27 protein-coding genes and 1 pseudogene are annotated in these 25493 nt (G+C 66.5%); 17 read left to right on the forward strand and 11 right to left on the reverse strand.

What is annotated here, in order from left to right; genetic code table 11:
- Positions 1–117 (forward strand): annotated as a pseudogene (locus tag U1E69_RS00240) (IS5/IS1182 family transposase); the annotation flags it as partial.
- Here U1E69_RS00240 and U1E69_RS00245 read toward each other — a convergent pair.
- Complete coding sequence (locus U1E69_RS00245; protein WP_322241987.1) at positions 101–748, reverse strand: hypothetical protein; 648 nt, start codon at positions 746–748, stop codon at positions 101–103. The pseudogene U1E69_RS00240 and the gene U1E69_RS00245 sit on opposite strands and share 17 nt — an antisense overlap.
- Positions 749–1389: 641 nt before the next feature.
- On the opposite strand from U1E69_RS00245, the gene U1E69_RS00250 reads away from it, so the two are divergent.
- Together U1E69_RS00250 and U1E69_RS00255 are read left to right on the forward strand one after the other, a co-directional pair.
- Positions 1390–2535 carry a hypothetical protein gene (locus U1E69_RS00250; protein ID WP_322241988.1) on the forward strand — a complete coding sequence of 382 codons (1146 nt, stop codon included), beginning with the start codon at positions 1390–1392 and terminating at the stop codon, positions 2533–2535.
- Positions 2536–2692: 157 nt separating this feature from the next.
- Positions 2693–3691, forward strand: coding sequence for a hypothetical protein (locus U1E69_RS00255; protein ID WP_322241989.1), 999 nt, complete (start codon positions 2693–2695; stop codon positions 3689–3691).
- Positions 3692–3742: 51 nt separating this feature from the next.
- Here the strand turns inward: U1E69_RS00255 and map are convergent, their stop codons facing one another.
- Complete coding sequence (map, locus tag U1E69_RS00260; protein ID WP_322241991.1) at positions 3743–4498, reverse strand: type I methionyl aminopeptidase; 756 nt, start codon at positions 4496–4498, stop codon at positions 3743–3745.
- Between the two features lie 117 nt (positions 4499–4615).
- Here map and U1E69_RS00265 point away from each other — a divergent pair, with 117 nt between their 5' ends.
- Positions 4616–5407 carry a dimethylarginine dimethylaminohydrolase gene (locus tag U1E69_RS00265; protein WP_322241992.1) on the forward strand — a complete coding sequence of 264 codons (792 nt, stop codon included), beginning with the start codon at positions 4616–4618 and terminating at the stop codon, positions 5405–5407.
- Entirely contained in the window at positions 5404–6372 is a 969-nt protein-coding gene (locus U1E69_RS00270; protein ID WP_322241993.1) for a hypothetical protein, read from the forward strand. Before U1E69_RS00265 ends, U1E69_RS00270 begins: the two co-directional genes overlap by 4 nt.
- 36 nt (positions 6373–6408) lie before the next feature.
- Here U1E69_RS00270 and U1E69_RS00275 read toward each other — a convergent pair whose 3' ends face one another.
- Positions 6409–7008 (reverse strand): LysE family translocator, encoded by a 600-nt coding sequence (locus tag U1E69_RS00275; RefSeq protein ID WP_322241994.1) that lies wholly within the window; start codon positions 7006–7008, stop codon positions 6409–6411.
- A gap of 72 nt (positions 7009–7080) precedes the next feature.
- Between U1E69_RS00275 and U1E69_RS00280 the strand changes: the two genes are divergently transcribed.
- On the forward strand, positions 7081–7533 hold the full coding sequence (locus tag U1E69_RS00280; protein ID WP_322241995.1) for an Lrp/AsnC family transcriptional regulator: 453 nt from the start codon (positions 7081–7083) through the stop codon (positions 7531–7533).
- On the opposite strand, the gene U1E69_RS00285 is transcribed toward U1E69_RS00280, so the two are convergent.
- Both U1E69_RS00285 and phhA read right to left on the reverse strand, forming a co-directional pair.
- Entirely contained in the window at positions 7530–7814 is a 285-nt protein-coding gene (locus tag U1E69_RS00285; RefSeq protein WP_322241996.1) for a 4a-hydroxytetrahydrobiopterin dehydratase, read from the reverse strand. The two genes, U1E69_RS00280 and U1E69_RS00285, sit on opposite strands and share 4 nt — an antisense overlap.
- Positions 7811–8599, reverse strand: coding sequence for a phenylalanine 4-monooxygenase (gene phhA, locus U1E69_RS00290; protein WP_322241997.1), 789 nt, complete (start codon positions 8597–8599; stop codon positions 7811–7813). Before phhA ends, U1E69_RS00285 begins: the two co-directional genes overlap by 4 nt.
- A 116-nt stretch (positions 8600–8715) precedes the next feature.
- On the opposite strand from phhA, the gene U1E69_RS00295 reads away from it, so the two are divergent.
- Both U1E69_RS00295 and U1E69_RS00300 read left to right on the forward strand, forming a co-directional pair.
- Positions 8716–9189, forward strand: coding sequence for an Lrp/AsnC family transcriptional regulator (locus U1E69_RS00295; protein WP_322241998.1), 474 nt, complete (start codon positions 8716–8718; stop codon positions 9187–9189).
- Between the two features lie 45 nt (positions 9190–9234).
- Positions 9235–9687 (forward strand): thioesterase family protein, encoded by a 453-nt coding sequence (locus U1E69_RS00300; protein ID WP_322242000.1) that lies wholly within the window; start codon positions 9235–9237, stop codon positions 9685–9687.
- Here U1E69_RS00300 and U1E69_RS00305 read toward each other — a convergent pair.
- Complete coding sequence (locus U1E69_RS00305; RefSeq protein ID WP_322242002.1) at positions 9684–11438, reverse strand: monovalent cation:proton antiporter-2 (CPA2) family protein; 1755 nt, start codon at positions 11436–11438, stop codon at positions 9684–9686. The genes U1E69_RS00300 and U1E69_RS00305 overlap by 4 nt on opposite strands.
- Before the next feature lie 160 nt (positions 11439–11598).
- Between U1E69_RS00305 and U1E69_RS00310 the strand changes: the two genes are divergently transcribed.
- Positions 11599–12063, forward strand: a complete 465-nt coding sequence (locus tag U1E69_RS00310) for a hypothetical protein (RefSeq protein ID WP_322242004.1) — start codon at positions 11599–11601, stop codon at positions 12061–12063.
- Between the two features lie 6 nt (positions 12064–12069).
- Here U1E69_RS00310 and U1E69_RS00315 read toward each other — a convergent pair whose 3' ends face one another.
- A complete protein-coding gene (locus U1E69_RS00315; protein ID WP_322242006.1) occupies positions 12070–12483 on the reverse strand; it encodes a VOC family protein in 414 nt (137 codons plus the stop codon).
- A 224-nt stretch (positions 12484–12707) separates the two neighbouring features.
- On the opposite strand from U1E69_RS00315, the gene U1E69_RS00320 reads away from it, so the two are divergent.
- Complete coding sequence (locus tag U1E69_RS00320; protein WP_322242007.1) at positions 12708–13997, forward strand: O-acetylhomoserine aminocarboxypropyltransferase/cysteine synthase family protein; 1290 nt, start codon at positions 12708–12710, stop codon at positions 13995–13997.
- 42 nt (positions 13998–14039) lie between these two features.
- Here U1E69_RS00320 and U1E69_RS00325 read toward each other — a convergent pair whose 3' ends face one another.
- The 3 genes from U1E69_RS00325 to U1E69_RS00335 all read right to left on the reverse strand — a co-directional run bounded on the left by U1E69_RS00325 (position 14040) and on the right by U1E69_RS00335 (position 16785).
- On the reverse strand, positions 14040–14837 hold the full coding sequence (locus tag U1E69_RS00325) for a hypothetical protein (protein ID WP_322242008.1): 798 nt from the start codon (positions 14835–14837) through the stop codon (positions 14040–14042).
- A complete protein-coding gene (locus U1E69_RS00330; RefSeq protein ID WP_322242009.1) occupies positions 14837–15982 on the reverse strand; it encodes a hypothetical protein in 1146 nt (381 codons plus the stop codon). The genes U1E69_RS00325 and U1E69_RS00330 overlap by 1 nt, the downstream gene beginning before the upstream one ends.
- 110 nt (positions 15983–16092) lie before the next feature.
- On the reverse strand, positions 16093–16785 hold the full coding sequence (locus U1E69_RS00335) for an SIMPL domain-containing protein (protein ID WP_322242010.1): 693 nt from the start codon (positions 16783–16785) through the stop codon (positions 16093–16095).
- Between the two features lie 161 nt (positions 16786–16946).
- Here U1E69_RS00335 and U1E69_RS00340 point away from each other — a divergent pair, with 161 nt between their 5' ends.
- Positions 16947–19928 (forward strand): hypothetical protein, encoded by a 2982-nt coding sequence (locus U1E69_RS00340; RefSeq protein WP_322242012.1) that lies wholly within the window; start codon positions 16947–16949, stop codon positions 19926–19928.
- 96 nt (positions 19929–20024) lie between these two features.
- Here U1E69_RS00340 and cobT read toward each other — a convergent pair whose 3' ends face one another.
- Positions 20025–21029, reverse strand: coding sequence for a nicotinate-nucleotide--dimethylbenzimidazole phosphoribosyltransferase (gene cobT / locus U1E69_RS00345; protein WP_322242013.1), 1005 nt, complete (start codon positions 21027–21029; stop codon positions 20025–20027).
- 86 nt (positions 21030–21115) lie between these two features.
- Here cobT and U1E69_RS00350 point away from each other — a divergent pair, with 86 nt between their 5' ends.
- The 6 genes from U1E69_RS00350 (at position 21116) to U1E69_RS00375 (ending at position 25421) form a co-directional block, all read left to right on the forward strand.
- Positions 21116–21877, forward strand: a complete 762-nt coding sequence (locus U1E69_RS00350; protein WP_416200242.1) for an adenosylcobinamide-GDP ribazoletransferase — start codon at positions 21116–21118, stop codon at positions 21875–21877.
- A 175-nt stretch (positions 21878–22052) separates the two neighbouring features.
- A complete protein-coding gene (gene ribB, locus U1E69_RS00355) occupies positions 22053–23135 on the forward strand; it encodes a 3,4-dihydroxy-2-butanone-4-phosphate synthase (RefSeq protein WP_322242017.1) in 1083 nt (360 codons plus the stop codon).
- A gap of 3 nt (positions 23136–23138) precedes the next feature.
- Entirely contained in the window at positions 23139–23639 is a 501-nt protein-coding gene (locus U1E69_RS00360) for a 6,7-dimethyl-8-ribityllumazine synthase (protein WP_322242019.1), read from the forward strand.
- Entirely contained in the window at positions 23636–24106 is a 471-nt protein-coding gene (gene nusB / locus U1E69_RS00365) for a transcription antitermination factor NusB (RefSeq protein WP_322242020.1), read from the forward strand. The genes U1E69_RS00360 and nusB overlap by 4 nt, the downstream gene beginning before the upstream one ends.
- Positions 24107–24147: 41 nt before the next feature.
- Positions 24148–24570: an META domain-containing protein gene (locus tag U1E69_RS00370; RefSeq protein WP_322242022.1), complete on the forward strand. Its 423-nt coding sequence runs from the start codon at positions 24148–24150 to the stop codon at positions 24568–24570.
- A 77-nt stretch (positions 24571–24647) separates the two neighbouring features.
- Positions 24648–25421: an ion transporter gene (locus U1E69_RS00375; protein WP_322242023.1), complete on the forward strand. Its 774-nt coding sequence runs from the start codon at positions 24648–24650 to the stop codon at positions 25419–25421.
- Positions 25422–25493 lie beyond the last annotated feature (72 nt).

The following is a 25493-nucleotide window of genomic DNA, read 5'->3' on the forward strand; positions in this document are numbered from 1 at the left end:
GAGATCATGTTCGGACGGCTGAAGGATTGGCGACGCGTCGCAACCCGCTACGACAGGTGCCCGAACGTCTTCCTCTCCGCCATAGCCCTCGCCGCAACCGTCATATTCTGGCTATGACCGGATAACGAGTCCTGACCCTAGCGCATGTTAGCATGACGTTGTTCAGGTTGACCCCCGCAAGTTGTGTGTCCCGCAGCTTGCGCAGCTCGTGCCCCAGTGATGCGCACTTGTCGTGCTTCTTGATAGTGTCGAGCTGTGACCGGAAGTTCCATTTCTGTTTTTCCAGCCCTGGTAAGCTTAGGACGGTGAGTGCGTTTGCTACGTCCTCACGCCATGCGGTCTCCGCAGCGCAATCTAGCTGTTGCACTTCCATCGTGAACTTGCCCGGATGGTCCTTCTGGTGCTTCCGCAGGAAAGGTAATAGCAGCGACCCTTCCGAGAGATAGGTATAGACCGTAACTGACTTGGTGTTGAAGAACAGCTCGGTCGGCAAGGTCGTGACGTACAGGTTCTCCTTTAGGCGATAAAGTGCACCCGACTTGGCCCTCTCATAGAGTGCCCGGTTGTAGGTCTTGCTTCCGCGCTGATACTTGTCGTCCCAAATCGCAGTCGGCTCGATACGACCATCATCATGGAGGACAGCGAGACCTCCCGCGATGTAGTCCTCGTCAAAATCCACTTTCCGGACTGAATTCTCAGTTGTGAACGGGTCCACCACTTCGTCAATGATGAGGTGGTAAGGTTCCAACAGGTTCTCGACTTCGATGGTAGTCGGCCTTCTACGACATGCGGAACTGCCTCCTACATGGGGAACTAAGCCCGAATGAGCGCGCACTGCGCTGCTACGAACCGGCATTCTGGATACTCCGTGACTTTCTCGACTTCGCGGATGCGTGAACCTACCTCCGGGGTTTCGCGACGGCCGACCTAAACTCGGCTTCAGCGCGTTAATTCCTTGCGTGACCTGGCACGATGGGACAGACAGGTGGGGCAAATCGCAACCCGCCCACTCCACGGCTGCTGCCAGATCAATGGTTTACCGGCATGGCAGGCGTTCCAGGATCGCCCACCATGTTCTCCGATGAGCGACACCTTGACCGGCTCTGCATGGGATGCCGGGTGCCAAGCGGCCAGACCGGAACAACGATCCTGCACCCGCCGCCCGGGCCAGTCAGACGCGTCGCCGCGCCCCGATCCGACATCTGCAGGTCTGCTCTGACCAATCGACCAACCTGCGTGCGACCCAGGACGACGCCGGGGTGGGCAACAGCTTCAGGCTGATCGCCACTCCAGCGCAATGCCCCAGGCCCCAGGCCCCAGCAAAGAATCACTCGAAATTGGCCCGCAGTTGTGCAATGTTAATCGTATTAACAAGTCATGGGTCGCCCGATGGATCGTCGCCAGTTCACCCTTGGAAGCCTGGGGCTTGCAACCAGTCTTGTCGCACCCCACCCCCTGCGCGCCGAAACCCGGGCCTACACGGGACCGAACGTCATCCTCGTGCGGTTCGGCGGCGGCGTGCGCCGGGCCGAAACCATCGACGAAGCCGCGACCTGGGCCCCCTATCTAAGGCACGTCCTGGCCCCGCGCGGGACCTTCATCCCTGACCTCAGGATCGACAAGCTGGAGGGGGTCAACACGTCTCACGCCGAGGGCACGCTGAACCTCTTGACCGGACGCTACCTGGCCTATCGAGAGCTGCCGGGCGTCGGCGACCAGCTGGAACCGACGGAACCCACGCTGTTCGAATACCTGCGCCGCAGCTTCGACATTCCCTCGCATCAGGTCCTGCTGATCAACGGCGAGGACCGCCCGCAGGAAGAGTTCTTCACCTTTGGCGCGGGCGACCATTTCGGCATCGACTTCCGCTCCGAGATGCTGTCGCTGCACCGCTACAAGCTGTATCGCACCGCGACGCAACTGGCCGAGGGCAAGCTGCCCGAAGACCAGCTCCTTGCCGTGCAAGAGGAACGCCAGTCCCTTCTGACCAAGGATGCGCGCGGCGCAACCCCCGCCCCCTCGCCCGAGGTTCAGGCCTTCTGGGCGCGCTGGCGTCAGGATTTCGGCGACACGGGCCTGAAGAACCCGCGCGGTGACCGACTTCTGACCGAGCTTTCGGTCCGCGCGATGGCCGAGTTGAACCCCCGGTTCCTGATGGTCAACTACCAGGACCCCGACTACGTCCACTGGGGCAATCCCAGCCATTACACGCGCGCCATCGCGATCATCGACGAAGGCCTGCAGCGCCTGGTCAGCGCGGCGGATGCCGACCCGTTCTATCGGGACAACACGGTTTTCGTGATCACTCCGGACTGCGGCCGCGACGCAAACCCGCTGGCCGAGGTGCCGTTCCAGCACCACTTCAATTCGCGCAGCGCCCACGAGACCTGGGCAGTGATCTTCGGTCCCGGCATCGGCACAGGCACGGTGGACAAGCCCGTCGACCAGTCCGCCATCGCCCCGACCATTGCCGCCGCAATGAGCTTTGCCGCCCCCCGCGCCGAAGGCAGGGCGGTCGAGGAGATCTTCCTGTGACCGCCTGTGCAGCAAACGCCGGTCAAATTCTGAACCGACCTTTCCGCCCCGCGTCCCCTCTCCCCCCGGGGGAGAGGGCCAGGGTGAGGGGGACCGCGCGCCGGATCTTGCAGCCGGTGTCAGGCAGAAGCACCCCCCAGCAGGGGAACGCGACCCGATGACCGCCCTTGCCCCTTCCGCCTATGCCCCCGGTCGGCTGGCCCGCCTTGCGCGCACCCTTGTCGACGTGGCCATCGGCACGCTTCTCTGCACCGGTCCGGTCACCGCCCTGATCGCGCTTGGCTGGCTGGCCCGCCGTCAGGGTCACCTGTCGCGCACCCGCTTCGGCACGGCCGAGGACGCCCCCGGCTGGCTTCTGGGTCCCCGCGACTGGACCCAAGGCCCGACCAGCCGCCTTGCCCGCGCACTGGGGGGGCTGGCGGCCAATATCCGCTTGGGCCTCACGGCGCTGGCGGCGCTTCTGACCTGGACCCTGCCCTTCACGCTCCTTTGGCTTGGGGCCTGGTGGGCGGGATGGGAAAACTCGTTCAACAAGTGCTACGAACAGGCCTTCGTCGGCCCTGCGGTCTTCCTGCTGGGCGGACTGGTTGCCGCCCTGATCCTGCCCGCCCTGCCCATGATGCTGGCCCATCTGGCGACCGAGGACCGTCTGTCCGCCGCGTTCGAGCTGCGCCGCCTGCGCAGCGTCGTCGCCCAGGCAGGCTGGCGCATCCCGGGCCTGATGCTGCTGACCGCGCTTTTCGCACTGCCCTTCGCCGCCGCGCGGGGCCTTCTGACCACGGCCACTGACTGGGCCCCCTGGATCGAGGACCTGTCACCCGACGCGCTTGCTGCACTGCAGGACCAGATCACCCTTGGCCTTGCCGCGCTGACCTTCCTTGCGACCTGGTGCCTGCGCAGCCTTGCCGCGCGGCTTTACGCCACCGCAGCCCCCCGCGCGGCTGGCCTGAAGCCCGGCCTCTGGGATGGCACCCTTGCGGCCGAGGCTGCCGTGCCGACCCGGCCCCGGTCACGGATTCTGACCGCGCTCTGGTACGGCCTGGCGATGGCGATCAGCCTCGCGCTCAGCTTCCTGATCCTGTCCGGCCAGTTCCTGGACCACGCCTGGTGGCGCTGGCTTTTCCATCCGGCCCTTACGCTGCCTTGGGCGGGATGACAGGCCAACCCGCGCCCTTGCAAAGGAGGCGACGGGCCAGCTGATCCTGCCTTAGTCGGCTCGGGTCGGCAGCGTGAGCACCATCGCCCCACCATCCGTGGCAACCACCGTATGCTCATACTGTACCGCCGCCGCGCGTGGTTTTGCCTGCAGCGTCCAGCCATCACGCCCCGCCACTGCAATCCGCCCGCCCAGCGACAGGAACGGCTCGACCGTCAGCACGAGCCCGCGGTGGATGCGGCGTCGGTCGCGGTTCGGCCAGGTCGCGATCTCTTCGGGGTATTCGTGCAAGGCCCGCCCCACCCCGTGGCTCGCCAGATTGCGGATCAGCGTGTAGCCGCGCCTGGTGGCAAAACGCCCGATGGCATTGCCGATCCCCGACAACGGCCTGCCATGCCCGACCTCGGCAATCCCGACTTGCATCGCCCGCCTTCCGTCCCGGCACAGCCGTTCCAGGTCCGGGCTGACCTGGCCCAGCTGAAAGGTCGCCCCGGTGTCGGCAAAGAACCCGCCCTTTTCCGCCGAGACGTCGATGTTCACCAGGTCCCCCGCCGCCAGCACGCGGTCGCGCGGAATTCCATGCGCGATCTCTTCGCCCACGCTGATGCAGGTCGCGCCCGGAAAGCCGTAGCTGAGTTCGGGGGCCGACCGTGCCCCTGCGGCCTCCAGGACCTGCCGACCAATGCCGTCCAGCTCGCGCGTGGTCATGCCCGGCTCCATCGCCCGCGCCATCGCCTGCAACGTGTCGGCAACGATCCGGCCGATGGCCTGCAAGCCCTTTAGTTCCGCGGCGTTGGTGATGGTCATCCTGCAGTCCTTTCCGTGGTTGCCCACCTCTAGCACAGCGACCGCGCGACGTCCCTCCCCCTTGCGTCCGGGCCTGCCCTGATGCGACACAAGACGCGCAACGCCCGGGGTATGCCCATGTCCTTCTCTACCCATTTCAGCCACGCCATCACCCGCCGCCCCGCGGCCTCGATCACCCGGGGCCTGCGCGCCGTGGATACCGGCACCCCGGACCTTGCCCGGATGCAGGCCGATCACGCCGCCTACATCGCCACCCTGCGCGAGACGGGGGCGACTGTGGTCGAACTCCCCCCGCTGGACGCCTTTCCCGACAGCGTCTTCGTCGAGGATACCGCGCTTTGCCTGCCGCAAGGCGCCGTCGTGATGCGCCCCGGCGCGCCGTCGCGTCTGGGCGAAGCGGCCGAGATGGCCCCGCACCTGAAGGCGCTTTACGCCGAGGTCGTCGCCATCACCGGCCCGGACAGCTTTATCGAGGGCGGCGATATCCTCGTCACCGAACGCGAGATCTTCGTCGGCCGCTCGGCTAGAACCAATGCCGCCGGGATCGCCGAACTGACCCGCCTTGTCGCCCCTTGGGGCCACAGCCTGCGTGAGGTGATCACCCCGGCCGGAGTGCTGCATTTCAAGACCGACTGCTCGCTGCTGGACGCCGAGACGATCCTTTCCACGACACGTCTCTCCGCCTCGGGCTGCTTTGACGGCTACACTGTCATCGACATCCCCGACGGCGAGGAAGCCGCCGCCAACACCATCCGCTTCAACGACCTTGTCCTGATGCCCGCAGGCTTCCCCCGCACCCGCGACGCCCTGACCGCCGCAGGGTTCGACGTGCGCGAGATCGGCAATTCCGAATGCGCCAAGCTGGACGGCGGGATGTCCTGTCTCAGCCTGCGCTTCACGCCGCGATGACCTTCAACCTGCTCGCCATCGGCCAGTCAGGTCGGCTGGAGCATGAGGCGATCCTTCTCGCCGCCTCGCTTCGCCACTCGGACCCCGGCTTTTCCGGCACACTTTTCATCGCCGAACCCCAGCCCGGGCCGAAGTGGCAGGACGACCCCCGGATGTCAGACCGCAGCCGCAAGCTGCTGACCGCCCTTGGCGCGACCATCCTGCCGTTCGAGACGCGCGCCTTCGGCACCGACTACCCGCACGGCAACAAGATCGAAGCGCTGGCCGCCCTGCCCGACGCACCCTTCCTGTTTCTGGACACCGACACCCTGATCACCGGACCGGTCAGCACGATCCCCTTCGACTTCGCCCGCTCCTCCGCCTCGATGCGGCGCGAGAACACCTGGCCCAAGGTGGAACTTTATGGCCCCACGGCGACCCAGACCTGGGCGGCGCTCTACGACCGCTTCGACCTGGATTTCGCGGCCAGCCTCGACCCCAGCTACCCCGACGACTACTGGCAGCGCTTCCTTTATTTCAACGCGGGCTGGTTCTTCCACGAAAGCCCCCGCGCCTTCGGCAACCGATTTCTCGCCTGGGCCAAGGAGATTCGCGCCAACCCGCCACCGGAACTGGTCTGCCAGGAGCTTTACCCCTGGCTGGACCAGATCACCCTGCCGCTGGTCATCCACTCGTTCGGTGGCGGTCGACCGGGCGCTGCCCTCAGCCCGCTGGACGGCTCCAGCACCTGCCATTACCGCACCCTTCCCCTGCTTTACGCCCGCGAAAGCGACCACGCGGTCGAGGTGCTGGAAACGCTGGCCGACCAGCTTCGGCCCGATCTGCGGCACTGGGGGGCCTTCAAGCGGATGGTCATCCAGGGCGAAGGCGCGAAGGCGCGCGCGCTGTTCGACCGGGCGAACCTGCCCCGCCGTGAGCAGATGATCCGCAACACGCTGAAACGCGAAGGCCTCTGGGTGCGTTAGGTAGGGTGGGCGATATCGCCCACCCTACGCTTGCCCTTACAAGTCCAGCGTCACCACCGGCCACAGGGACAGTACCAGCAAGCCCGCCATCGCCCAGTTGAACGCCCGCAGCCGCCCCGGACCGTCCAGCCAGCGCCGCACCGCCTGCCCCGCCCCGGCCCAGACCGACACCGAGGGCAGGTTCACGCACGCAAAGACCCCCGCCACCGCGGCATAGGCCCAGGCCGAGGGCTCTGCCACATAGGCCGAGACCGCCCCAAGCGCCATTGCCCAGGCCTTGGGGTTCACCCACTGAAACGCCGCCGCCTGCAGGAACGTCATCGGCGCGGCCTTCGCCCGCCCCTCGCCCGGCGCGCCCGCCTGGGCGATCTTCCAGGCCAACCACAGCATGTAGGCGACCGATGCGACCTTCAGCACCAAAAGCGCGGGCGGCCAGGCCTTGAACACCCCCGCCAGCCCCAAGCCCACCAGAAACACCATAAGCGCGTGGCCCATGCTGATCCCCAGCATGTGCGGCACCGTCCGGCGAAATCCGAAATTCACGCCACTGGCCAAAAGCATCATGTTGTTCGGCCCCGGCGTGACCGAGGTGACGAAGGCAAAGCCCAGCAAGGCAAGGAACAGCTCGTGTGTCATGCCGCAATCCTGCAGCGCCACCTGCGACAATGGATTGCAAAGATGCCGCCATCCAAGCTACTTTCGCAACAAATGACGAAACTTGACGACATAGACCACCGGATATTGCATCAGCTTTCCCGCGACGCGCGCCAGCCGAACCTTGCGCTCGCCGACCGCGTGGGGCTGTCACCCTCGGCCTGTCTGCGCCGCGTGCAGGCGCTGGAGAAGGCCGGGATCATCAAGTCCTACCGCGCCGTCCTGGACCCCGCGAAGCTTGGGATCGGCTTTGTCGCCTATGTCACCGTCGGCCTTGGCACCCACACCAAGGCCGCACAAGAGGCGTTCGAACGTGCCGCCTCCCGCGCGCCCGAGGTCCGGGAATGCCACAACATCACCGGTACCGTCGAATACCTCCTGCGCGTCGAATGTGCCGACCTTGCCGCCTTCAAGCACTGGCATACCGAGGTTCTGGGCACCCTGCCCCAGGTCCGGGCCATCACCACCTTTGTGGTGATGGGCAGCCCCAAGGACGACCGTGCCTAAGCCAGCAGCCGGTCCAGCCCCTCGGCCGCGGTAAAGTCCGCCGCGGTCAAGCCGCCCGCGTCATGTGTGGTCCAGGTCACGCGCAGGTAGCCAAAGCCGAAGGCAATGTCGGGATGGTGCGCGACCTTCTCGGCATACCAGCCCAGCAGACCGGCCAGTTGCACCGGCCTGGCAAATCCCTTGAAGGCGAAGCTGCGGGTCAGGTTTCCGTCCTCCAGCACCCAGTCGGCGTGCAGCCCGGCCATTCTTGCCCGGCAGTCCTCGGGACTCAGCCGGGTCACGCGCTTATCTCCTTTGCCGGATATTTCGGGGCGTGCAGCCCCAGTTTTCGCGCCGTCGCCACATCGGCCAGAAGGTCCCGCCGGGCCGCTGCGAAAAGGTCGTCCAGCCGGTCGATCACAAAGTAGACCGGCTGGTGGATGTCGATCCGGTAGGGTGTGCGCAGGATGTCGATCACGTCGAAGGGCCGCAGCTCTGGCCCTCCGCTGACCGACCAGACCAGTTCGGACGGAGACGACGCCAACCCCGAGCCCAGGGTCTTCACCGTGCCACCCTCCACCGTCAGCCCGAACTCGATCGAGAACCAGTAAAGCCGGATCAGCCAGGCATAGTCCTCCTTGGCGCAAGCCATCCCCGCCTCTCCGATGGCCTGGCTGAACCCGGCAAAGCGCGGATCGGTCAGCAATGGAGTGTGCCCGAAGATCTCATGGAAGATGTCCGGCTCCTCGATGTAGTCAAAATCCCTGCGGTTGCGGATGAAGCTGGCGGCCGGAAACTGGCGGTCCGCAAGCATCGCGAAGAACCGCCCGAAGGAAATCAGCGCGGGGACCGGCACCACCTGCCAGCCGGTCAGCCGATGCAGCTTCGCAGACAGATCCGGGCATTGCGGCACCCGGGTCAGCGGCATATCCAGCGCCTCCAGCCCGCGCAGGTAGGGCACCGCAGCGTGGCGCTGCACCATCGGCCATTGCCGGGCGACAAGATCACGCCAGACCGCATCCTCATCGGCAGAGTAGTCGATGTATCCGGCCGCATCGGGGTGCTTTGCGGCGTAGCTTGTCGGCATGGCGGTCTCCGGCGAATGGGTCACCAACCAGTTTGCCCCAATCCTGCGGAATTCCATTTCTTTCTGCAGCATTTTCCGCATAACCTGGGCAAGCCATTCCCCTGATTCACTGAAAAATGAAATCTGCTTTCCCCCTCGATGACACCGACCGCCGCATCCTGGCCGCCCTTCAGCGTGACAGCAGCCTCTCGGTCCATGCCCTGGCCGAGATCGCGCAGATGTCCCCCTCGCCGTGCTGGCGCCGCGTCAAGGCGCTGCGCGATGCGGGAATAATCCAGGCCGAGGTCGCCCTTCTTGACCGCCGCCGCGTCGGGATGCCGGTCCTGGCCTATATCCACCTGTCGCTGGTCGACCATTCCGAAGCCACCATCCGCAAACTGGACGATTTCACGCAACGCCACGACCGCATCGTGGAGTGCGCCACAATCACCGGGGCCGACGACTACATGATCAAGGTCATGGCCCGTGACCCCGAGGATCTGGAGCGGTTCCTGATGCACGAGCTTCTGGCGCTGGGGGTCGTGCGGTCCTCGACCACCCATTTCGTGCTGCGCCAGACCAAGTATACCACCGCCGTGCCGCTGGATTGACAAGCGCCCGAAACCCGGCACCCTGACGAAAAAAGGGGGACCACGATGACCGTCTGCTACACCACAGACCGGATGCTGCACTTCGGCGATTGCGACATCTCGGGCACCGCCTACTACCCGGCCTACCTCAACATCCTGAACGGCGTGGTCGAGGAGTTCTGGGCCCATATCGGCTGGCCCTGGCACGAGATCATCTGGAACGAACGCTGGGGCACCCCCACCGTCCACCTCAGCTGCGACTTTTCGAAACCCTCGTTCTTCGGCGACAAGCTGACCTTCCGGATCACCATCCTGAAGGTCGGCAAATCCTCGGTCCGGCTGCACCACACGATCCACTGCGGCGACGAACACCGCTGGTCCGTCGAGCAGGTCCTCGCGGCAAGCTGGCTGGACAAGCACACCTCGATGCCCTGGCCCGACGCGGTGAAAGCCAAGCTGGAAAGCCTGATGTCCCCGCCCGAACCTGCCGAGCGCCGCGCTGTGGGGGCGCCGACCTAAGCCCGCACCGTGTGCTCGGCGTTGCCGATGATCAGGCTCTTGCCGGAATAGATGTCCCCGGTCATCTGCAAGGCCAGCCGTTCGGCGTCGCGCCGGATGATGCCTTCCTGCACTGCCCCGATCTCGTCGGGGTCGACGCCCAGCACCTCCAGCGCCTCGCCGCCCAAAGCCAGGGCCGAGTGGAAGACCTCGCGCATCTGGTGGTCCACACCTTCGCGGATCAGCTCCAGCGCGTGCGCCCGGTCCCAGGCGCGGGCCAGCACCACGGCGTTCGGGAACTCGTGCTTGACCAGCTTGGCGATCCGGGTGGTGGTCTCTTTCTTGTCCGTCGCGATCAGCACCGCCCGCGCCGTATCCGCCCCCGCCGCCTTCAGGATGTCCAGCCGTGTGCCATCCCCGAACCAGACCTTGAAGCCGAAGGTCTCGGCCGCACGGATCATCTCGGCGTCGTCGTCGATGATGGTGATCTGGCAGCGCCGCGCCAGCAAGGGCTGGCAGGCGATCTGCCCGAACCGCCCGAAGCCCACGATCAGCACCTGCCCCGACAACCCCTCGGGGGCTTCCACCCCCTCGGTCGACACCTGCGCCACAGGCTTGAACCGGTCATGCAGGATCACCATCACCGGGGTCAGCACCATCGAGACGATGACGATCGCGTTCAGGATCGCGTTCTCCTCTGCGTTCAGCAACCCGAAGGTCAGTGCCGCGGAATAAAGGACAAAGGCGAACTCGCCGCCCTGGGCCATCAGCACCGTCCGCTCCAGCGCCTCGGGGTGGCTGGCCCGCGTCAGCCGCGCGACGCCATAGATGATCGCGGCCTTCAGGACCATCAGCGCCGCCACCGAAACCGCGATCAGCTGCCAGTTCGCCGCGATCACTGACAGGTCCAGCGCCATGCCCACCGCCAGGAAGAACAACCCCAGCAGGATGCCCCGAAACGGCTCGACATCCGCTTCCAGCTGATGCCGGAAACTCGACTCGGACAAAAGAACCCCCGCCAGAAACGCGCCCATCGCCAGCGAGAGGCCCCCCAGTTCCATCCACAGCGCCGATCCCAGCACCACCAGCAAGGCCGCCGCCGTCATCACTTCGCGCGCCCGCGCCGCCGCCAAAAGCCGAAACAGCGGGTTCAGCAGGTAAAGCCCCGCCACCACCAGCGCCAGGATCGCCCCGAGGCCGATCCCGATCCCCACCAGCCGGTCCGCCAGCGTCACGTCCGCGCCGCCGGGGGCAAGAAACGCCACCAGCGCCAGCAAGGGGACGATGGCCAGATCCTCCAGAAGCAGGATCGACACCATCCGCTGCCCCTTCGGCGCGCTGATATCGCCCCGTTCCTGCAGCATCTGCATCACGATGGCGGTCGATGTCAGGGTAAACCCCGCCCCCGCGATCAGCGACCCGGCGTAGGGATAGCCCAGCGCCAGCCCCACCAGTCCCAGAAGGGCGATGCACAAGGCCACCTGCAACAGCCCCAGCCCGAAAATGTCCCGCCGCATCGCCCACAGGCGCGAGGGCTCCATCTCCAACCCGATGATGAACAGGAACATCACCACGCCCAACTCGGCCACATGCAGGATCGCCATCGGGTCCGCGAACAGCGCCAGCCCGAACGGCCCGATCGCCAGCCCCGCCGCCAGGTACCCCAGCACCGACCCCAGCCCGATCCGCTTGAACACCGGCACCGCGACAACGGCCGCGCCCAGAAGCGTCACGACTGAGACCAGATCAACGCCTGCCGTTTCCGTTGCCATGTGGTGCCTCCTTGCCAGAGGCACAGAGTTTGCCGGTCAGGCGACAAGCGCAACCGCAAATGTATCGTAGGGTGCGCTACAGCGCACCGGAGGCTCAACCAGGGACGCGGCCCCACTTGCATGGTATTGGAACCAGTGAAAATGAGCTGGAGCCACTCTCATGATTCAGGCACTGCTTAACCCTGACGACGACCCTTGGGTCTGGGCCGTTGGGCGCTTCATGCTGAACATGGGTGTCGTAGAGGGTGCAACTCGCCTCTTAGTCGCTGAAATCACCGGATCAGATCAGGAAGCAATCTTCTCTGATGATCTCGCTTCCCGCATCCGATACTTGCGAAAGCGCTTTCCCAGAGACACCGCGGAACGACATGCTCACGCCACAAACGTCTTCACAGTTGCGCTCAGACTCTGCGGTTTCAGAAACATCGTCGCACATTCCCCTTTGATCCTGTCAAAGCAAGAAGATGGGACAGTCGACATACATGGGATCATAAGCGTCAGTCCCAAGGTCCCAAAGAATTCCGGCGTGATCATCTCTCTGACGGAACTGACTGGTCGAATCGAGGAGTCCGCAAGGGTTGCACAAGAGCTCCTAAACATGCGGGGCGTCTTTCCGGCGGCCTGATTAAACTCACCCCTCGAACACGGTCTCCATCGCCGCAAACCCCTTCACCTCAATCGGATTCCCGCTTGGATCGCGGAAGAACATCGTCCACTGCTCCCCCGGCTGACCCTCGAACCTGACCTGCGGCGGCAGGACGAAGTCCACCCCCGCCGCCATCAGCCGGTCGGCCAAGGCCCTCCAGTCCGGCAAGTGCAGCACCAGCCCCAGATGCGGCATCGGGACCAGCTTGTCGCCGACCTTCCCGGTGTTCGTCGTCTTGAACGGCTCTCCCAGATGCAGGCTGATCTGGTGGCCGAAGAAGTCGAAATCCACCCAGGTCTCGGTGCTGCGCCCCTCGCGGCAGCCCAGCACCCCGCCATAGAAGGCCCGCGCCTCGTCCAGGCTGGTGACATGATAGGCCAGATGGAAGGGGGTCAGCATCGCGCAAGGCTCCGGTTGCAGGCAGCCAATCCAAGCACGGAAGCCGCTGCCCCCGCAACGATCCTTCTGCCAAACCCTGCGGACAAAGATGAAAATTCCGTAAACGCCCGCGGCCAAACCATTGTTTTCCTTATCTTAGCCGCGGATGTCCACCCTTGACACACCCCCGTTGCCAGCGCCACCAAAGCCTCCTACCCTGCCCGCCAAACAAGGGAGGATGACCCATGACCGACAGACCCCTCGGCTTCGAGACGCTTGCGATCCACGCCGGTGCCGAACCGGACCCCGCCACCGGCGCGCGGCAGGTCCCGATCTACCAGACCACCGCCTACGTCTTCCGCGACGCCGATCACGCGGCCAAGCTCTTCAATCTGCAGGAAGTGGGCTACATCTACTCCCGCCTGACGAACCCCACAGTGTCCGCGCTGGCGAACCGGGTGGTGGCGCTGGAAGGCGGGGCGGGAGGCATCGCCTGTTCTTCGGGCCACGCGGCGCAGATCATGGCGCTTTTCCCGATCATGGCCCCCGGCCGTAACATCGTCGCCTCGACCAAGCTTTACGGCGGGACGATCCAGCAGTTTTCCAACACGATCCGCAAGTTTGGCTGGTCCGCCAAGTTCGTCGACTTCGACGACCCGAAAGCGATCGAAAAAGCCATCGACGCCGACACCCGCGCGCTGTTCTGCGAGACGATCTGCAACCCTGGTGGAGCCGTCTCCGACCTGCCCGCCATCGCCCGCGTGGCAAACCAGGCCCATATCCCGCTGATCGTCGACAACACAACGGCCTCGCCCTACCTTTGCCGCCCCATCGAACACGGCGCGACGCTGGTCGTCCACTCGGCCACCAAGTACTTGACCGGCAACGGCACGGTGACCGGCGGGATCGTGGTCGACTCGGGCAAATTCGACTGGTCGAAGGACGACAAGTTCCCCTCCCTCTCCCAGCCCGAGCCCGCTTACCACGGTCTCGTCTTCCACCCGACGCTGGGCAACATGGCCTTCACCTTCCACTCCATCGCCATCGGCCTGCGCGACCTTGGCATGACCATGAACCCGCAAGGCGCCCACTACACCCTGATGGGGATCGAGACGCTGGCCCTGCGGATGGACCGCCATCTTCAGAACGCCCAGATCGTCGCGGAATGGCTGGAGCAGGACCCGCGGATCGGCAAGGTCACTTACCCGGGCCTCAAATCCTCGCCCTACCACAATCTGGCCAAGATGATCACGCCCAAGGGCCCCGGCGCGCTGTTCACCTTCACCGTGAAGGGTGGTTACGAATCCTGCGTCCAGCTGATCGACAACGTGAAACTGTTCTCTCACGTCGCAAACCTGGGCGATACGCGGTCGCTGATCATCCATCCGGCCTCGACCACGCACCGGCAACTGTCCGAGGACGCCCAGGTGAAGGCCGGGGCCGCGCCGGATTCGGTCCGCGTGTCGATCGGGATCGAGGATGTGCGCGACATCATCGCCGACCTTGATCAGGCGCTGGCCAAGGCGACGGCCTGAACCCGTCCCGCCGCTGAGCCGCCCGCGCTTAGCCGCCCGCGCTTATCCGCCTGAGGCGGTCTCCAGCGGCGGGGCCACGAACATGCCCTTCGGCAGCGGGTCAAGCCAGGCAATCCCGGCCCGCGCCGAAACGGGCTGGCCCGGCGTCCAGTCAAGGCTAAGCTGCATCGGGCGACAGATCTCGCCCACGGTGTCCGACGCGCAAGTCTCGGCCACCGTGGCAAGCAGGGCCTGGAGGGCGGCCTCGGGGCTGGCCGTGCCTTCGGCCCCGGCCTCAAGGTCCAGCCGCACGATGTCCGATCGCAGGACATGCGCGGCGAGGTCCGGAAGTTCGGCCCCATCATCCTTCAGCCGGAAGACAAGCTCGATCTGGAACTGCGCGGTGCCCTGCACCAGGTCCACGCTGCCCTCGACCACCCGGGCCGATTGCACGGCGCAGTCCTGGGCCAGCGCCTGTTGCAGCGCCGGGCACAGCCCCTCGGCCACTTTCGGCGCGCGGATGTCGGCCAGGACTTGCAGGAACGCAGGCTCGGGCAGTTTCTCGCCCTCGGCCAGAAGGTCGGCCAGATTCGCCTGGCGCTGCACCCGGACCACCCGGTCGGGCGCGAAACGGTCTTGTGCGAGATAGGCCTTCACTTCGTCCTGCCGGACCAGCCCCCCGGTCGGAGAGATCAGCCAGTTCTGCCGGACCGGCGCAAGGGCGGCTTCGGCGGCGGCAAGGGAGTCGGCGGGGGGGTCAGCGGCGGCAGACTGCGGGAGCGACTGCCAATACTGCCAGCCTGCCGCGCCGAAGCCCACGGCCATCAGAAGGACGCCCGTTCCGATCAGAAGCCGCAGCATCAGAACTGCACCCCCTGGCGCAGGTTCGCAAGATCACCGAAGGCAAAGCTGGTCGCGATGGCCCGGACGCGCGCGGCGAAATCCTCGTCTGCGGCCACCTGGCCCTGGATCTCGACATAGATGTCCTGCGTCATCCGGATGCGGGCGCCCTCGATCGACGCGTAGACGGCCTTCGGCTCGGCCGCGCCCGGCTGCGGCCCGACGACCGAGATCGTGCCCCCGAATCCCGCCCGAGAGGCATCAGCCATCACCCCGAAACTGTCGCGGAACCACGTATTGTAGGCGGCGATGCTGTCCTGCATGGCGGCAAACTTCACTTCCGCCTCGGCCTTGTACGAGGCGGGACCGTCCGTCAGCACCTCGAAGAACCGGTGGCCGGGGTTCAAGGCGTAGGCCGGCTGGATGCCACAGGCCGCCAGCGCGGCATCGGGGAGAACTTCGACCGGAACGACGGGGTCAAGGTTGGCAATCCCGGAATGGGTCCCGCCCAGAAGGATCACCCGTTCGATCCGCGCGCCGGGGGCGAGATGGATGTTCCAGATCCGGTTGCGCACGAAGCTTTCCAGCACCAGGTAGACGGGGGCCCGCGTCTCGGTCACCGCGACGTCGTAAACCTCGTAGGCCAGGTCCTGCGAAGGCCGGACCTTGCCGGTGCCCGTCTTGCGGTAGAGGTTGACAAAGATCTGCACCGCCGCGGCGAGGTCGCTGTCGTTGTAGGTCAAGATCGGCAGATCCAGTCCTGTCCCCCCCGCAGTGACATGGCCCACCGTGGTCCCCGCAAGCGGCGGGGTCAGCCGGCACCCCGAAATCGGCCGGATCGTCATCAGCTCTGCCGGGGCGGCCGAACCAACCTGCGTGGTGTAATTGTCGATGACATCCCTGATGAAGACCGGCCGGTTGCCCGACATCGCTGCAATCGGGCCGGTGACCTCGATCCCGTCGGGACCATCCTGCAGGAAATCTGCGGCACTATCCCCCGAGCCGCCGCTGCGATGGGTGAACTCGCCGATCGTGGAGCCCTCCATCACCTCAAGCACCGCGGCCGGAAGGATACCCTCGAAGGCGCGGGGGCCAAGCGTGACCAGCAGCGTCGCGCCAAGCATGACGGCACCGACGATCAACAAACTGATCGGTCCGCGGATCATGGGGAACTGCTCCTGCCTTCTTCTCTTGCCGCCAATCTGCCCGGCGACTTGGGCCAAATCATGACAGAAACCGGCGGAATCGTTGCGAATCCCGCCGGTTGCCGTTCATTTCACTCGGCGATTTCCCAGGTGACCGCGACATTCGCCACCAGCCCCAATTCACCGCCCACCACGGGCACGGGCGACGCCGATACCGCGTCACGGTACATCGGCTGCGGATCGGTCATCGCGCCCGCATCGCTGATCGACACCACCTGCCCCAACTTGACCCCGGCAGCCGTTGCCAGAAGCTCGGCCTTGGCGCGGGCATCGGCCACCGCCTCCTTGCGCGCCTCGTTGTAGGCAGGCTCGGGGTCGGCCAGCCCGAAGGTCATGCCGTTCAGCGTGTTGGCCCCGTCGGCCACGGCCGCGTCCAGGATCGCCCCCGTCGTGTCCAGCGCCCGCACCCGCACCGTCAGCATGTTCGACGCGACGTAGCCCGAGATCGTGGGGGTCGAGCTGTCATAGCCGGTCCAGTTCGGATTGATCGACAGGTTCGAGGTCTGCATGTCCCGCGCCTCGACGCCCGAGGCTGTCAGCCGGGCGATCACGGCCTCGGTCGCCTTGGAGTTTTCGGCCAGCGCTTCGGCGGCGGTGACGCCTTGGGTGGTCACGCCGATCATCAGCGTCGCCATGTCGGGCGCGGCCTCGACGGTGCCGGTGCCGGTCACGCTGATGGTGCGGGGCAGGTCCTCGGCCAGGACGGGGGCAGCCAGCGGCAGGGCCAGCGCAGTGGACAGGATCAGGGCAGAGAGAACACGCATCGGGGACTCCTTCGGTTTCGCGTGACATTTCGCAGTTGTGACGCGCGCCGCAACGACTTCCTTGGCCCTTTTCCTTCCATTCGGCGAAAAGCTGCTTTAAACCTGCCCGGGACCGCTGGCGCACGTTCCAGCACCTTTAGAATCCGTGCTAGACCCGCGACATGAAACCGACATTTGCCCTTGACCTGACCCGCGAGACCATTGGTCTTCTGCACCGGACGCCAAAAGGCTGGCTGTCGATCGGCGAGGTCGCCTTCGATGCACCCGACCTGCCCGAGGCGATGGACTACCTGCGCAAGACCGCGCTTGGCCTTTCTCCGTTGGGTGTTGCGACCAAACTGATCCTGCCGAACAGCCAGATCCTTTACACCGAGGTCAACGCCCCCGGCCCCAGCCGCGACGACAAGCGCCGCCAGATCGCCACCGCTCTGGAAGGCCGCACCCCCTATGCGGTCGAGGATCTGGTCTTCGACTGGTCCGGCAAGGGTGCCACCGTCAAGGTCGCCGTCATCGCCCGCGAAACCCTGGAGCAGGCCGAAGGCTTTGCGGTCGAGCATCGGTTGAACCCGGTCTCTTTCGTCGCGATCCCCGAGGATGGGGCCTTTGTCGGAGAGCCCTGGTTCGGCCCGACCGCCGCCGCAGCCTCGATCCTGGCCGAGGACGAGACCGTGGATCGCGACCGCGAGCCGGTCTCGATCCTGCACCGCGAACTTCCGAAGGCCGATCCTGCGCCTGATCCTGCGCCTGATCCTGCGCCTGTCGAAAAGCCGCAGCCTGCGGCCGCCGTGGGCGCCATCGCCGTCGAAGACGATCTTCCCGGCCTTGCCGAAGCGCTGAATGCCGATCTGCCGGACGAGGCCGCAGCACCCCCAGCCCAACCCGCCGTTGCGCTGCCCGCTGTCGAACCTTCCGCCAGCCTGCCCCCCGCCGCGGCGCCGGTTGACGCCACGCTCGACGACACGCCCTTGCTTGAACCCGAAGCGACTTTGGCCCGGGAAGCGTCCGCCGAGGTGGCTGCTCCGTCCCCGGAACCTGCCCCCACACCAGCGCCTGCCCCGGTCGCCGCAAAGCCGGTGTTCGAGGTCGAAGAAGCACCCTTCGCCCATGTCACCGACACCTCTGCCTTCCCGGAAGGCGACGGCTTGCCCGCCGCTCCTTCTGCCCGGAACCTCGCTGTCGATGACATCGAGGATGACATTCCGCCCGCTCCGCCTTCGGCCGCGATGGTGGCCTTCGCCAGCCGCCGCAGCGCCGCCGCCGACAGCGCGGCCCGGCTTATGGACGGGGTGACGCGCACGGCCGCCTCGCCCGCCACGGCGAAACCCGCCCCGGCGGCGCGACCGGCCAACGGCAAGGGCTTTCCCGGCCTGGTGACCGCGCCGTCGATCCCCGGCACACGCGCCAAGCCGAAGCTCAAGGGCGGCGACATCCCGCGTCCCGCCATCGGTGGGCCCACCACGGTCAAATCGCCCGCCCGTCCTGGCGGCACCTTCGGCGCCGTGGCACCCGCCAAGAAGCGGACCGGCACCGTGTTCATGGTGATGGTCGGGCTTCTACTCCTCTTCCTCGCCCTCGTGGCGGCCTGGGCCTCGTACTTTGTTGGCGGCAACGGTGCCCCGACCGAAGAGACCGCTGCCGCGACCCAGGTCGTGCCGGGCGTCGATGACGAGATGCTGGCCGACATGCAGGACCCCGAGGGGATGACCGATCCGATCCCCGAGGCGGAGGGCGTCGCCACAGCCAGCGTCGACGAGCTTGCGACCGAAAGCCTGCCGGTGAACATCGGTGGGCAAGACCCGGCCGCAGACCTTGCAGCGGCCGAACCCCTGGACCCGGCAGCCGAGGACCCGACAACCGACGACCCGGCTGTGACGGGTGCCGTGGAAGACCCGGCGGACCCTTTGACCGCGACCGACAGCCGGACTGCCGATGTGGTGGCCGAGCCCGCGCCCGAACCGGCTCCGGGTACCGTGGTGGCCACCGAAGCCCCGGCCGCCTCTGTCCCGGTCGAGGATCAGGACGAAATCTTCCTCTCCGCGATGGATGCCCCGCCCCCGGCACTTGACGCTTTGGCCTTGCCCGCCCTGGCCGAGGCCCGGGATGTGCTGCCCGATCCGGTGATGCCGCCTCCGGCACCGGGGACGGTCTACCAGTTCGATGCGAACGGCCTGCTGAAAGCGACGCCCGACGGGATCATGAGTCCCGAAGGCGTCTTTCTGATTGCCGGAAAGCCGCCGCTCCTTCCCCCCACCCGCAGCGAAGCAGCCGCAGCCGCCGCACTGGCGGCCGCCCCCGTTGCACCCGCACCGGAGACGGCCCCCGAGGCGGCCCCAGAAACTTCCACAACCGCCTCGCCAGCCGATGCCTCGCTGGTCACCGCAGGGGAAACCGCCCCGACGGCCGAGCTTCCGCCCCCCGACCCCGCGATGGCTGGCTTCCGCCCCCGTCCCCGTCCCGAGGCGCTGGCACCCGCCGCGCCCGACGATGCCGCCCTGGCAGCGGAAACCGCGACCGAATTTGCCGGCCTTCGCCCGCTGCCCCGCCCGGCCAGCGTCGCCGCCGCAGCCGCCGCCGCCGCTCCGGCCCAGGCAGCCGACCTTGGCGCACAGGCCGCCTCGCTGACCGCGCAGGCCGAGGCGAAACTGGCCGAGGCCGCCGCGCTGGAGGCCCAGAACCCGTCGATCGTCGCGATCTCGATGCGGCCCGCCTCGCGCCCGAACGACTTTTCGAACGCCGTCGAGGCCGCCGTGGCCGCCGCCGTCCGGGAGCCCGCGCCCGAGGCTGCCCCCGAGGCGGAGGTCGAGCTTGCCGCCGCCGCTCCTGCGGTCGAGGCCAAGCCGGAAGAACTGGATGAACTGGACGAGCCCGAGCCCGCGCGCGCCGCGCCCTCGATCCCGACCAAGGCCAGCGTGGCAAAACAGGCGACCTTCGCGAATGCGATCAACCTGTCGAAGATCAACCTGATCGGAACCTACGGCACCGACTCGCGCCGCTATGCGCTGGTCCGGCAGTCGAACGGCAAGTACAAGAAGGTCAAGGTTGGCGACAAGATCGACGGCGGCACCATCAAGGCGATCACCGAGACCGAGGTCCGCTACCAGAAGGGCGGGCGACTGATCAGCCTGAAGATGCCGAAGGCCTGATCCGGCGTCCTGACAACCGCTCGTCGTTGACTTCGTCACTCCTCGCTGTGGATCACCCCGCGACGAGAAGACGAAGTCGCACGAGGAGCAGCCCCGTTAGCCCGCCGCAACCCCAGCTTCGGCGAAGGTCAGCATCCCGGAATGGCAGGCGACCGCCCCCTGCACCACACCGATTGCCAGCGCCGCCCCCGAGCCTTCGCCCAGCCTCAGCCCCAGCGACAAAAGCGGCTCCTTGCCCAGTTTCTCCAGCAAGCGGGCATGTGCTCCCTCGGCGCTTTGGTGGCCCGCGATGCAGTGGTCCAGCGCGCCCGGGGCGGCTTTCTCAAGCACGGCGGCGGCGGCGCAGGAAATGAAGCCGTCCAGGATCACCGGCACTTGCCCCATCCGCGCGCCCAGGTAGGCCCCGGTCATCGCCGCAATCTCGCGCCCGCCGAGGCAGCGCAGGACCTGAAGCGGATCGCCAAGCAGCGCCTTGTGCCGTTCAAGCCCCGCCGCAACGGCGGCTTCCTTCCGGCGCAGGCCCTCGTCATCCACGCCGGTCCCGCGCCCGGCCCAGCCGACGCCGCCGTAAAGCGCGGTGGCGATGGCAGCCGCAGCGGTGGTGTTGCCGATGCCCATCTCGCCCGCGACGAAAAGGTCGGCCTCAAGATTGACCGCATCATAGCCCTTGCGCATGGCGTCGATGACCTCATCCTCGGTCATCGCGGGGGCCTCGGTGAAATCGGCGGTGGGAGAGTTCAGGTCCAGCGCATGAACATCCAGCTTGGCCCCGAAGGCATGGGCCAGCTGGTTGATCGCCGCCCCGCCGTGGGCGAAGTTCGCCACCATCTGCGCCGTGACTTCCGCCGGGAAGGCCGAGACTCCCTTTGCCGTAACTCCATGATTTCCGGCGAAGATCACGATCTGAGGCCTTTCGGCGGTGGGCTTCGCGGTCCCCTGCCAGCCCCCCATCCAGATCGCCACCTTCTCCAGTCGCCCCAGCGCGCCCGGAGGCTTTGTCAGCTGACCGTTCCGCGCCTCGGCTGCCGCGAGGGCCGCCGCATCGGGGGCCGGAAGCTTCGCCAGCATCGCGCGGACATCGGCAAGGGTCTGGAACGGCATCATCTTCTCCGGATTGCACCTTATCGCGTCTGGGGCTACCCCAAGGCCCATGTGAACGCCAGCCGGGATAAGCCGCTTTGACCCCAATCCGCGACATCGCCCTTCGGCTGCCCAGCGACATATTGTCGGCCTTTGCGCTGCTGTCGCGGTTGCCGCTGCCAAACCACCACGGCACCGGGGCCGCCTCGGCCTGGGCCTGGCCGCTGGTCGGCGCGGTACTGGGCGCACTTGGGGCGGCTCTGGCCAGCGCCGCCTTGTGGCTGGGTGTGACGCCGGGAGTGACGGCGGTCCTTGTCCTTGCCCTGGGCGCGATGCTGACCGGCGGGTTGCACGAAGACGGGCTCTCTGACACGGCCGATGGGCTTTACGGCGGCTGGACCAAGGCGCGACGGCTGGAGATCATGAAGGACAGCCGGGTCGGCAGCTACGGCGTGCTTGCGCTGGTCCTGGTCACGCTGGCCCGCTGGTCGGCGCTGACCGCGGTGCTGGTCTTTGGCCAGGACGGCGGCGGTGTCTGGGCCGCGCTGATCGCCACGGGGGCCCTGTCCCGCGCGCCGATGGCGCTGGTGATGGCGCTTTTGCCCAACGCCCGGGGTGAGGGGCTAAGCCATGCCACCGGGCGACCAAGTGCCGCGACCGCACTGGTGGCTTTGCTGATCGCCGGGGCGATTGCCGTGGCCGTGACCGGCTGGACGGCGGTGTCGCTGGTCTTTGCGGCCTTCGGTGCGGCCATCCTGCTGGCAATCATCGCCCTGCGGAAGATCGGCGGGCAAACCGGCGACATCCTGGGGGGCTCGCAGCAACTGGCGGAAGTCGCCTGCCTTGCCGTCCTCTCGGCACGGGTCTGACGACGGTCCGGCGCGGGGCACCGATTTCTTCACAGAAATCGGACCGGAATTTCCAAAATTCCGGCGCCCGGCCCGGCACCCGCGCACATCGGTTCTGCAGAGCCAACGCAGGGCACCCTCTGGCCTTTGCGCCCGCCCCGCGATACATGGGCGCGGAGAGCTTGCGAGGCACCCCATGTCCGACTTTTCCGACGCCATATCCTCGACCGAGGAGATCATCGAAGACGCCCGCAACGGGCGGATGTTCATCCTTGTCGACCACGAAGACCGCGAGAACGAAGGCGATCTGGTGATCCCGGCACAGATGTGCACGCCCCATGCCATCAACTTCATGGCGACGCATGGCCGGGGCCTGATCTGTCTGGCGCTGCCCGGCGCGCGGATCGACGCGCTCGGGCTGCCGTTGATGAGCCCGAAGAACTCCAGCCGCCACGAGACCGCCTTCACGTTGTCGATCGAGGCGCGCGAAGGGGTCACAACCGGGATCTCGGCCGCCGACCGCGCGCGGACGGTGTCCGTGGCGATCGACCCGACCAAGGGTGCGGCCGACATCGCGACACCGGGGCATATCTTTCCGCTGAAGGCGCGGGAGGGCGGCGTTCTGGTCCGCGCCGGTCATACCGAGGCCGCGGTGGACGTCAGCCGCCTGGCCGGGCTGAACCCCTCGGGCGTGATCTGCGAGATCATGAATGACGATGGCACGATGGCCCGCCTGCCCGACCTGATTTCCTTTGCGCAGAAGCACGGGTTGAAGATCGGCACGATCAGCGACCTGATCGCCTACCGCCGCCGCCACGACAACCTGATCACCGAAAAGGCGGTCAAGGCGGTGCAGTCCGCGCATGGTGGCGACTGGCTGATGCGGGTTTTCGCTGACGAGACGCATGGTGATGAGCATATCGTCCTGTCCAAGGGCGACCTTGCGGCCCCAGGCCCGGTCCTGGTCCGCGTTCATGCGCTGAACCCGTTGGAGGATGTGCTGGGCGTCGGTGGCGGCGGCGAGTTGCCCCCTGCGATGCGGCTCATCGCGGCGGAAGGGCGCGGCGTTGTCGTCCTGTTGCGCGACACGACGATGAAGATGGTCGCCCCCGGCGAACATTCGCCGCAGACGCTGCGACAGTACGGTCTTGGCGCGCAGATCCTGTCGACGCTGGGCCTGTCGGCAATCACCCTGGTGACGAACTCTGCCGCACCGCGGTTCGTGGGCCTTGACGCCTATGGCCTGACCATCGCGGGCACCCGCGCGATCAAGGAGTAAGTCATGGCCACCGCCGAGACGCATTACACGCTGCCCCTGCCCCGCTTTGACAAGCCGGTGAAGCTGCTGATCGTTGTCGCGCCCTACTACAAGGACATCGCCGACAACCTGGTCGCTGGCGCGCGCGCCGTGGGCGAAGCCTGCGGGGCCGAGGTGGACCTGGTCGAAGTGCCAGGCGCGCTGGAGATCCCCTCGGCCATCGCGATGGCGCAGCGGCTGGCGGAATACGACTGCTTCGTGGCCCTTGGCTGCGTGATCCGAGGCGAGACGACGCATTACGACACGGTCTGCAACGACAGCTCTCGCGCGATCAGCCTGCTGGGCCTGCAGGGCGTCTGCATCGGCAACGGCATCCTGACGGTGGAAAACCGCGCCCAGGCCGAGGTGCGGGCCGACCCGGCGGGACAGAACAAGGGTGGCGGTGCCGCAGCGGCGGCCTTGCATCTGGTCGCCTTGTCGCGCAAATGGGCCGGCAAGACCAAGGGGATCGGTTTTAGGGCATGACGACCGCCAAGCGTGACGAAAAGCGCCAGATGAAATCCGCCAGCCGGCTTTACGCCGTGCAGGCGCTTTTCCAGATGGAAAGCTCGGGCCAGACGGTCGAGGCCGTCACGCGCGAGTTCGAGACGCACCGTTTCGGGGCGACCTATGACGAGGGCGAATTTGCCGAAGGCGACGTCGACCATTTCCGCGCCGTGGTGGCGGCGGCGGTGAACTGGCAGGCGAAGATCGACCAGCTGACCGACCGCGCTTTGGTCGCGACCTGGCCGATCGACCGGATCGACCCGGTGCTGCGCGCGCTTTTCCGTGCGGCGGGGGCGGAACTGGTGGACATGGTCACGCCACCCAAAGTGGCGATCACCGAATATGTCGACGTAGCCAAGGCCTTCTTCCCCGAAGGCAAAGAGTCCAAGTTCGTCAACGCCGTTCTCGACCACATGGCGCGCGAAGCCAAGCCCGAGGCTTTCTGACGCGTCAAAGGGATGTCTGACCTCATGACGGAGCCCCCACAATGCGTCTTCTGCCCCTCTTTGCCGCCCTTGCCATGACCGCCTGCACCGCCCAGGCCCAGGACCCCAGCGGGGTCGATTGGGAGCTTCTGGCCATCGACGGCCAGGCCGTCGACATCCCCGCGACCTTGACCATCGACGCTTTGGGCAACGTCTCGGGCAAGGCGCCCTGCAACCGCTACGGCGGGCGGAACCTGGCGGCTCTGCCGGAGCTGAAGCTTGGCGGCATCGCAGCTACCCGGATGGCCTGCGACCGGCTGGCCGAAGAACAGACCTACTTCGACGCGCTTTCGGCGATGACGCGACTGGACCGCGTAACGGACCGGACCCTGGTCCTGACCGGACCGGATGGCCGCAGCATGGAATTCGCGGATGACCGGATGAGCAGCCTGACCCGTTGCGCGACCTGCCCGCCGAAAGAATAGTCTTTTGCGGTAAGGGGCTGGACGGAAGACTCCCGGTGCCACATATCGGCGGCACCGTCCCCAGTTCCCGAGGTCCCATGTCGTCTCGCGCCGCCGTTGCCGCCTTTCTTGACCGCCCGACAGTCGCGCGCTTCATCATCGCGCTGATCCTGATCAACGCCGTCACCCTGGGGCTGGAGACCTTCCCCGCGGTGATGGCGCGCGCCGGGGGCCTCATCCTGGCCATTGACCGGCTCTGCCTGTCGATCTTTGTGGTCGAACTTGCGCTGCGGCTTTTCGCGCTTGGGCCGCGCTTCTTCCGCTCGGGCTGGAACGTCTTCGACTTCGTCATCATCGGGATCTCGCTTTTGCCCGCCACCGGCAGCTTCTCGGTCCTGCGCGCGATGCGCATCCTGCGGGTGCTGCGGGTGGTCTCGGCAGTGCCGTCCCTGCGCCGGGTGGTGGACGGCCTTGGCCGCGCCCTGCCGGGGATGGGATCGGTCTTCCTGCTGATCCTGATCATCTATTACATCGCCGCCGTGATGGCGACGAAGCTCTTCGGGGCAAGCTTCCCGCAGTGGTTCGGCAGCCTGACAGCCACCTCCTTCACGCTGTTTCAGATCATGACCCTGGAAGGCTGGTCGGGCGAGATCGTGCGCCCGGTGATGGAGGTCTATCCCTATGCCTGGGCCTTCTTCGTGCCGTTCATCCTGATCACGACTTTCGCTGTTCTGAACCTGATCGTCGGTCTGATCGTGAATTCGATGCAAGAGGCCGCAAGCGAGGCCGAACAAGAGCGCGACCAGGCCTTCGAAGCGCAGGTGATGGAGCGTTTGACCGCGATCGAGAAGAAACTGGACGCACGCAGCTGACGCCGGGAGGGTGGGCGCATCGCCCACCCTACGCTCGTGCCCGGCTTCCAGGCATGGCTCTGGCGCGCGATG

It is taken from the genome of Tabrizicola sp., assembly GCF_034366665.1.
GTDB lineage: Bacteria > Pseudomonadota > Alphaproteobacteria > Rhodobacterales > Rhodobacteraceae > Tabrizicola.

Bases quoted from the DNA above. Each gene is read 5' to 3' on its own strand.
- phhA (WP_322241997.1), bottom strand. From the start codon at position 8,599: ATGCCGACAAGCTACGCCGCAAAGCACCCCGATGCGGCCGGATACATC.
- U1E69_RS00340 (WP_322242012.1), top strand. From the start codon at position 16,947: ATGAAACCGACATTTGCCCTTGACCTGACCCGCGAGACCATTGGTCTT.
- U1E69_RS00330 (WP_322242009.1), bottom strand. From the start codon at position 15,982: ATGATCCGCGGACCGATCAGTTTGTTGATCGTCGGTGCCGTCATGCTT.
- cobT (WP_322242013.1), bottom strand. From the start codon at position 21,029: ATGCCGTTCCAGACCCTTGCCGATGTCCGCGCGATGCTGGCGAAGCTT.
- U1E69_RS00250 (WP_322241988.1), top strand. From the start codon at position 1,390: ATGGATCGTCGCCAGTTCACCCTTGGAAGCCTGGGGCTTGCAACCAGT.
- U1E69_RS00325 (WP_322242008.1), bottom strand. From the start codon at position 14,837: ATGCTGCGGCTTCTGATCGGAACGGGCGTCCTTCTGATGGCCGTGGGC.
- U1E69_RS00265 (WP_322241992.1), top strand. From the start codon at position 4,616: ATGTCCTTCTCTACCCATTTCAGCCACGCCATCACCCGCCGCCCCGCG.
- U1E69_RS00280 (WP_322241995.1), top strand. From the start codon at position 7,081: ATGACGAAACTTGACGACATAGACCACCGGATATTGCATCAGCTTTCC.
- U1E69_RS00320 (WP_322242007.1), top strand. From the start codon at position 12,708: ATGACCGACAGACCCCTCGGCTTCGAGACGCTTGCGATCCACGCCGGT.
- U1E69_RS00375 (WP_322242023.1), top strand. From the start codon at position 24,648: ATGTCGTCTCGCGCCGCCGTTGCCGCCTTTCTTGACCGCCCGACAGTC.
- map (WP_322241991.1), bottom strand. From the start codon at position 4,498: ATGACCATCACCAACGCCGCGGAACTAAAGGGCTTGCAGGCCATCGGC.
- U1E69_RS00275 (WP_322241994.1), bottom strand. From the start codon at position 7,008: ATGACACACGAGCTGTTCCTTGCCTTGCTGGGCTTTGCCTTCGTCACC.
- nusB (WP_322242020.1), top strand. From the start codon at position 23,636: ATGACGACCGCCAAGCGTGACGAAAAGCGCCAGATGAAATCCGCCAGC.
- U1E69_RS00255 (WP_322241989.1), top strand. From the start codon at position 2,693: ATGACCGCCCTTGCCCCTTCCGCCTATGCCCCCGGTCGGCTGGCCCGC.
- U1E69_RS00270 (WP_322241993.1), top strand. From the start codon at position 5,404: ATGACCTTCAACCTGCTCGCCATCGGCCAGTCAGGTCGGCTGGAGCAT.
- U1E69_RS00295 (WP_322241998.1), top strand. From the start codon at position 8,716: ATGAAATCTGCTTTCCCCCTCGATGACACCGACCGCCGCATCCTGGCC.
- U1E69_RS00300 (WP_322242000.1), top strand. From the start codon at position 9,235: ATGACCGTCTGCTACACCACAGACCGGATGCTGCACTTCGGCGATTGC.
- U1E69_RS00370 (WP_322242022.1), top strand. From the start codon at position 24,148: ATGCGTCTTCTGCCCCTCTTTGCCGCCCTTGCCATGACCGCCTGCACC.
- U1E69_RS00305 (WP_322242002.1), bottom strand. From the start codon at position 11,438: ATGGCAACGGAAACGGCAGGCGTTGATCTGGTCTCAGTCGTGACGCTT.
- U1E69_RS00315 (WP_322242006.1), bottom strand. From the start codon at position 12,483: ATGCTGACCCCCTTCCATCTGGCCTATCATGTCACCAGCCTGGACGAG.
- ribB (WP_322242017.1), top strand. From the start codon at position 22,053: ATGTCCGACTTTTCCGACGCCATATCCTCGACCGAGGAGATCATCGAA.
- U1E69_RS00310 (WP_322242004.1), top strand. From the start codon at position 11,599: ATGATTCAGGCACTGCTTAACCCTGACGACGACCCTTGGGTCTGGGCC.
- U1E69_RS00360 (WP_322242019.1), top strand. From the start codon at position 23,139: ATGGCCACCGCCGAGACGCATTACACGCTGCCCCTGCCCCGCTTTGAC.
- U1E69_RS00335 (WP_322242010.1), bottom strand. From the start codon at position 16,785: ATGCGTGTTCTCTCTGCCCTGATCCTGTCCACTGCGCTGGCCCTGCCG.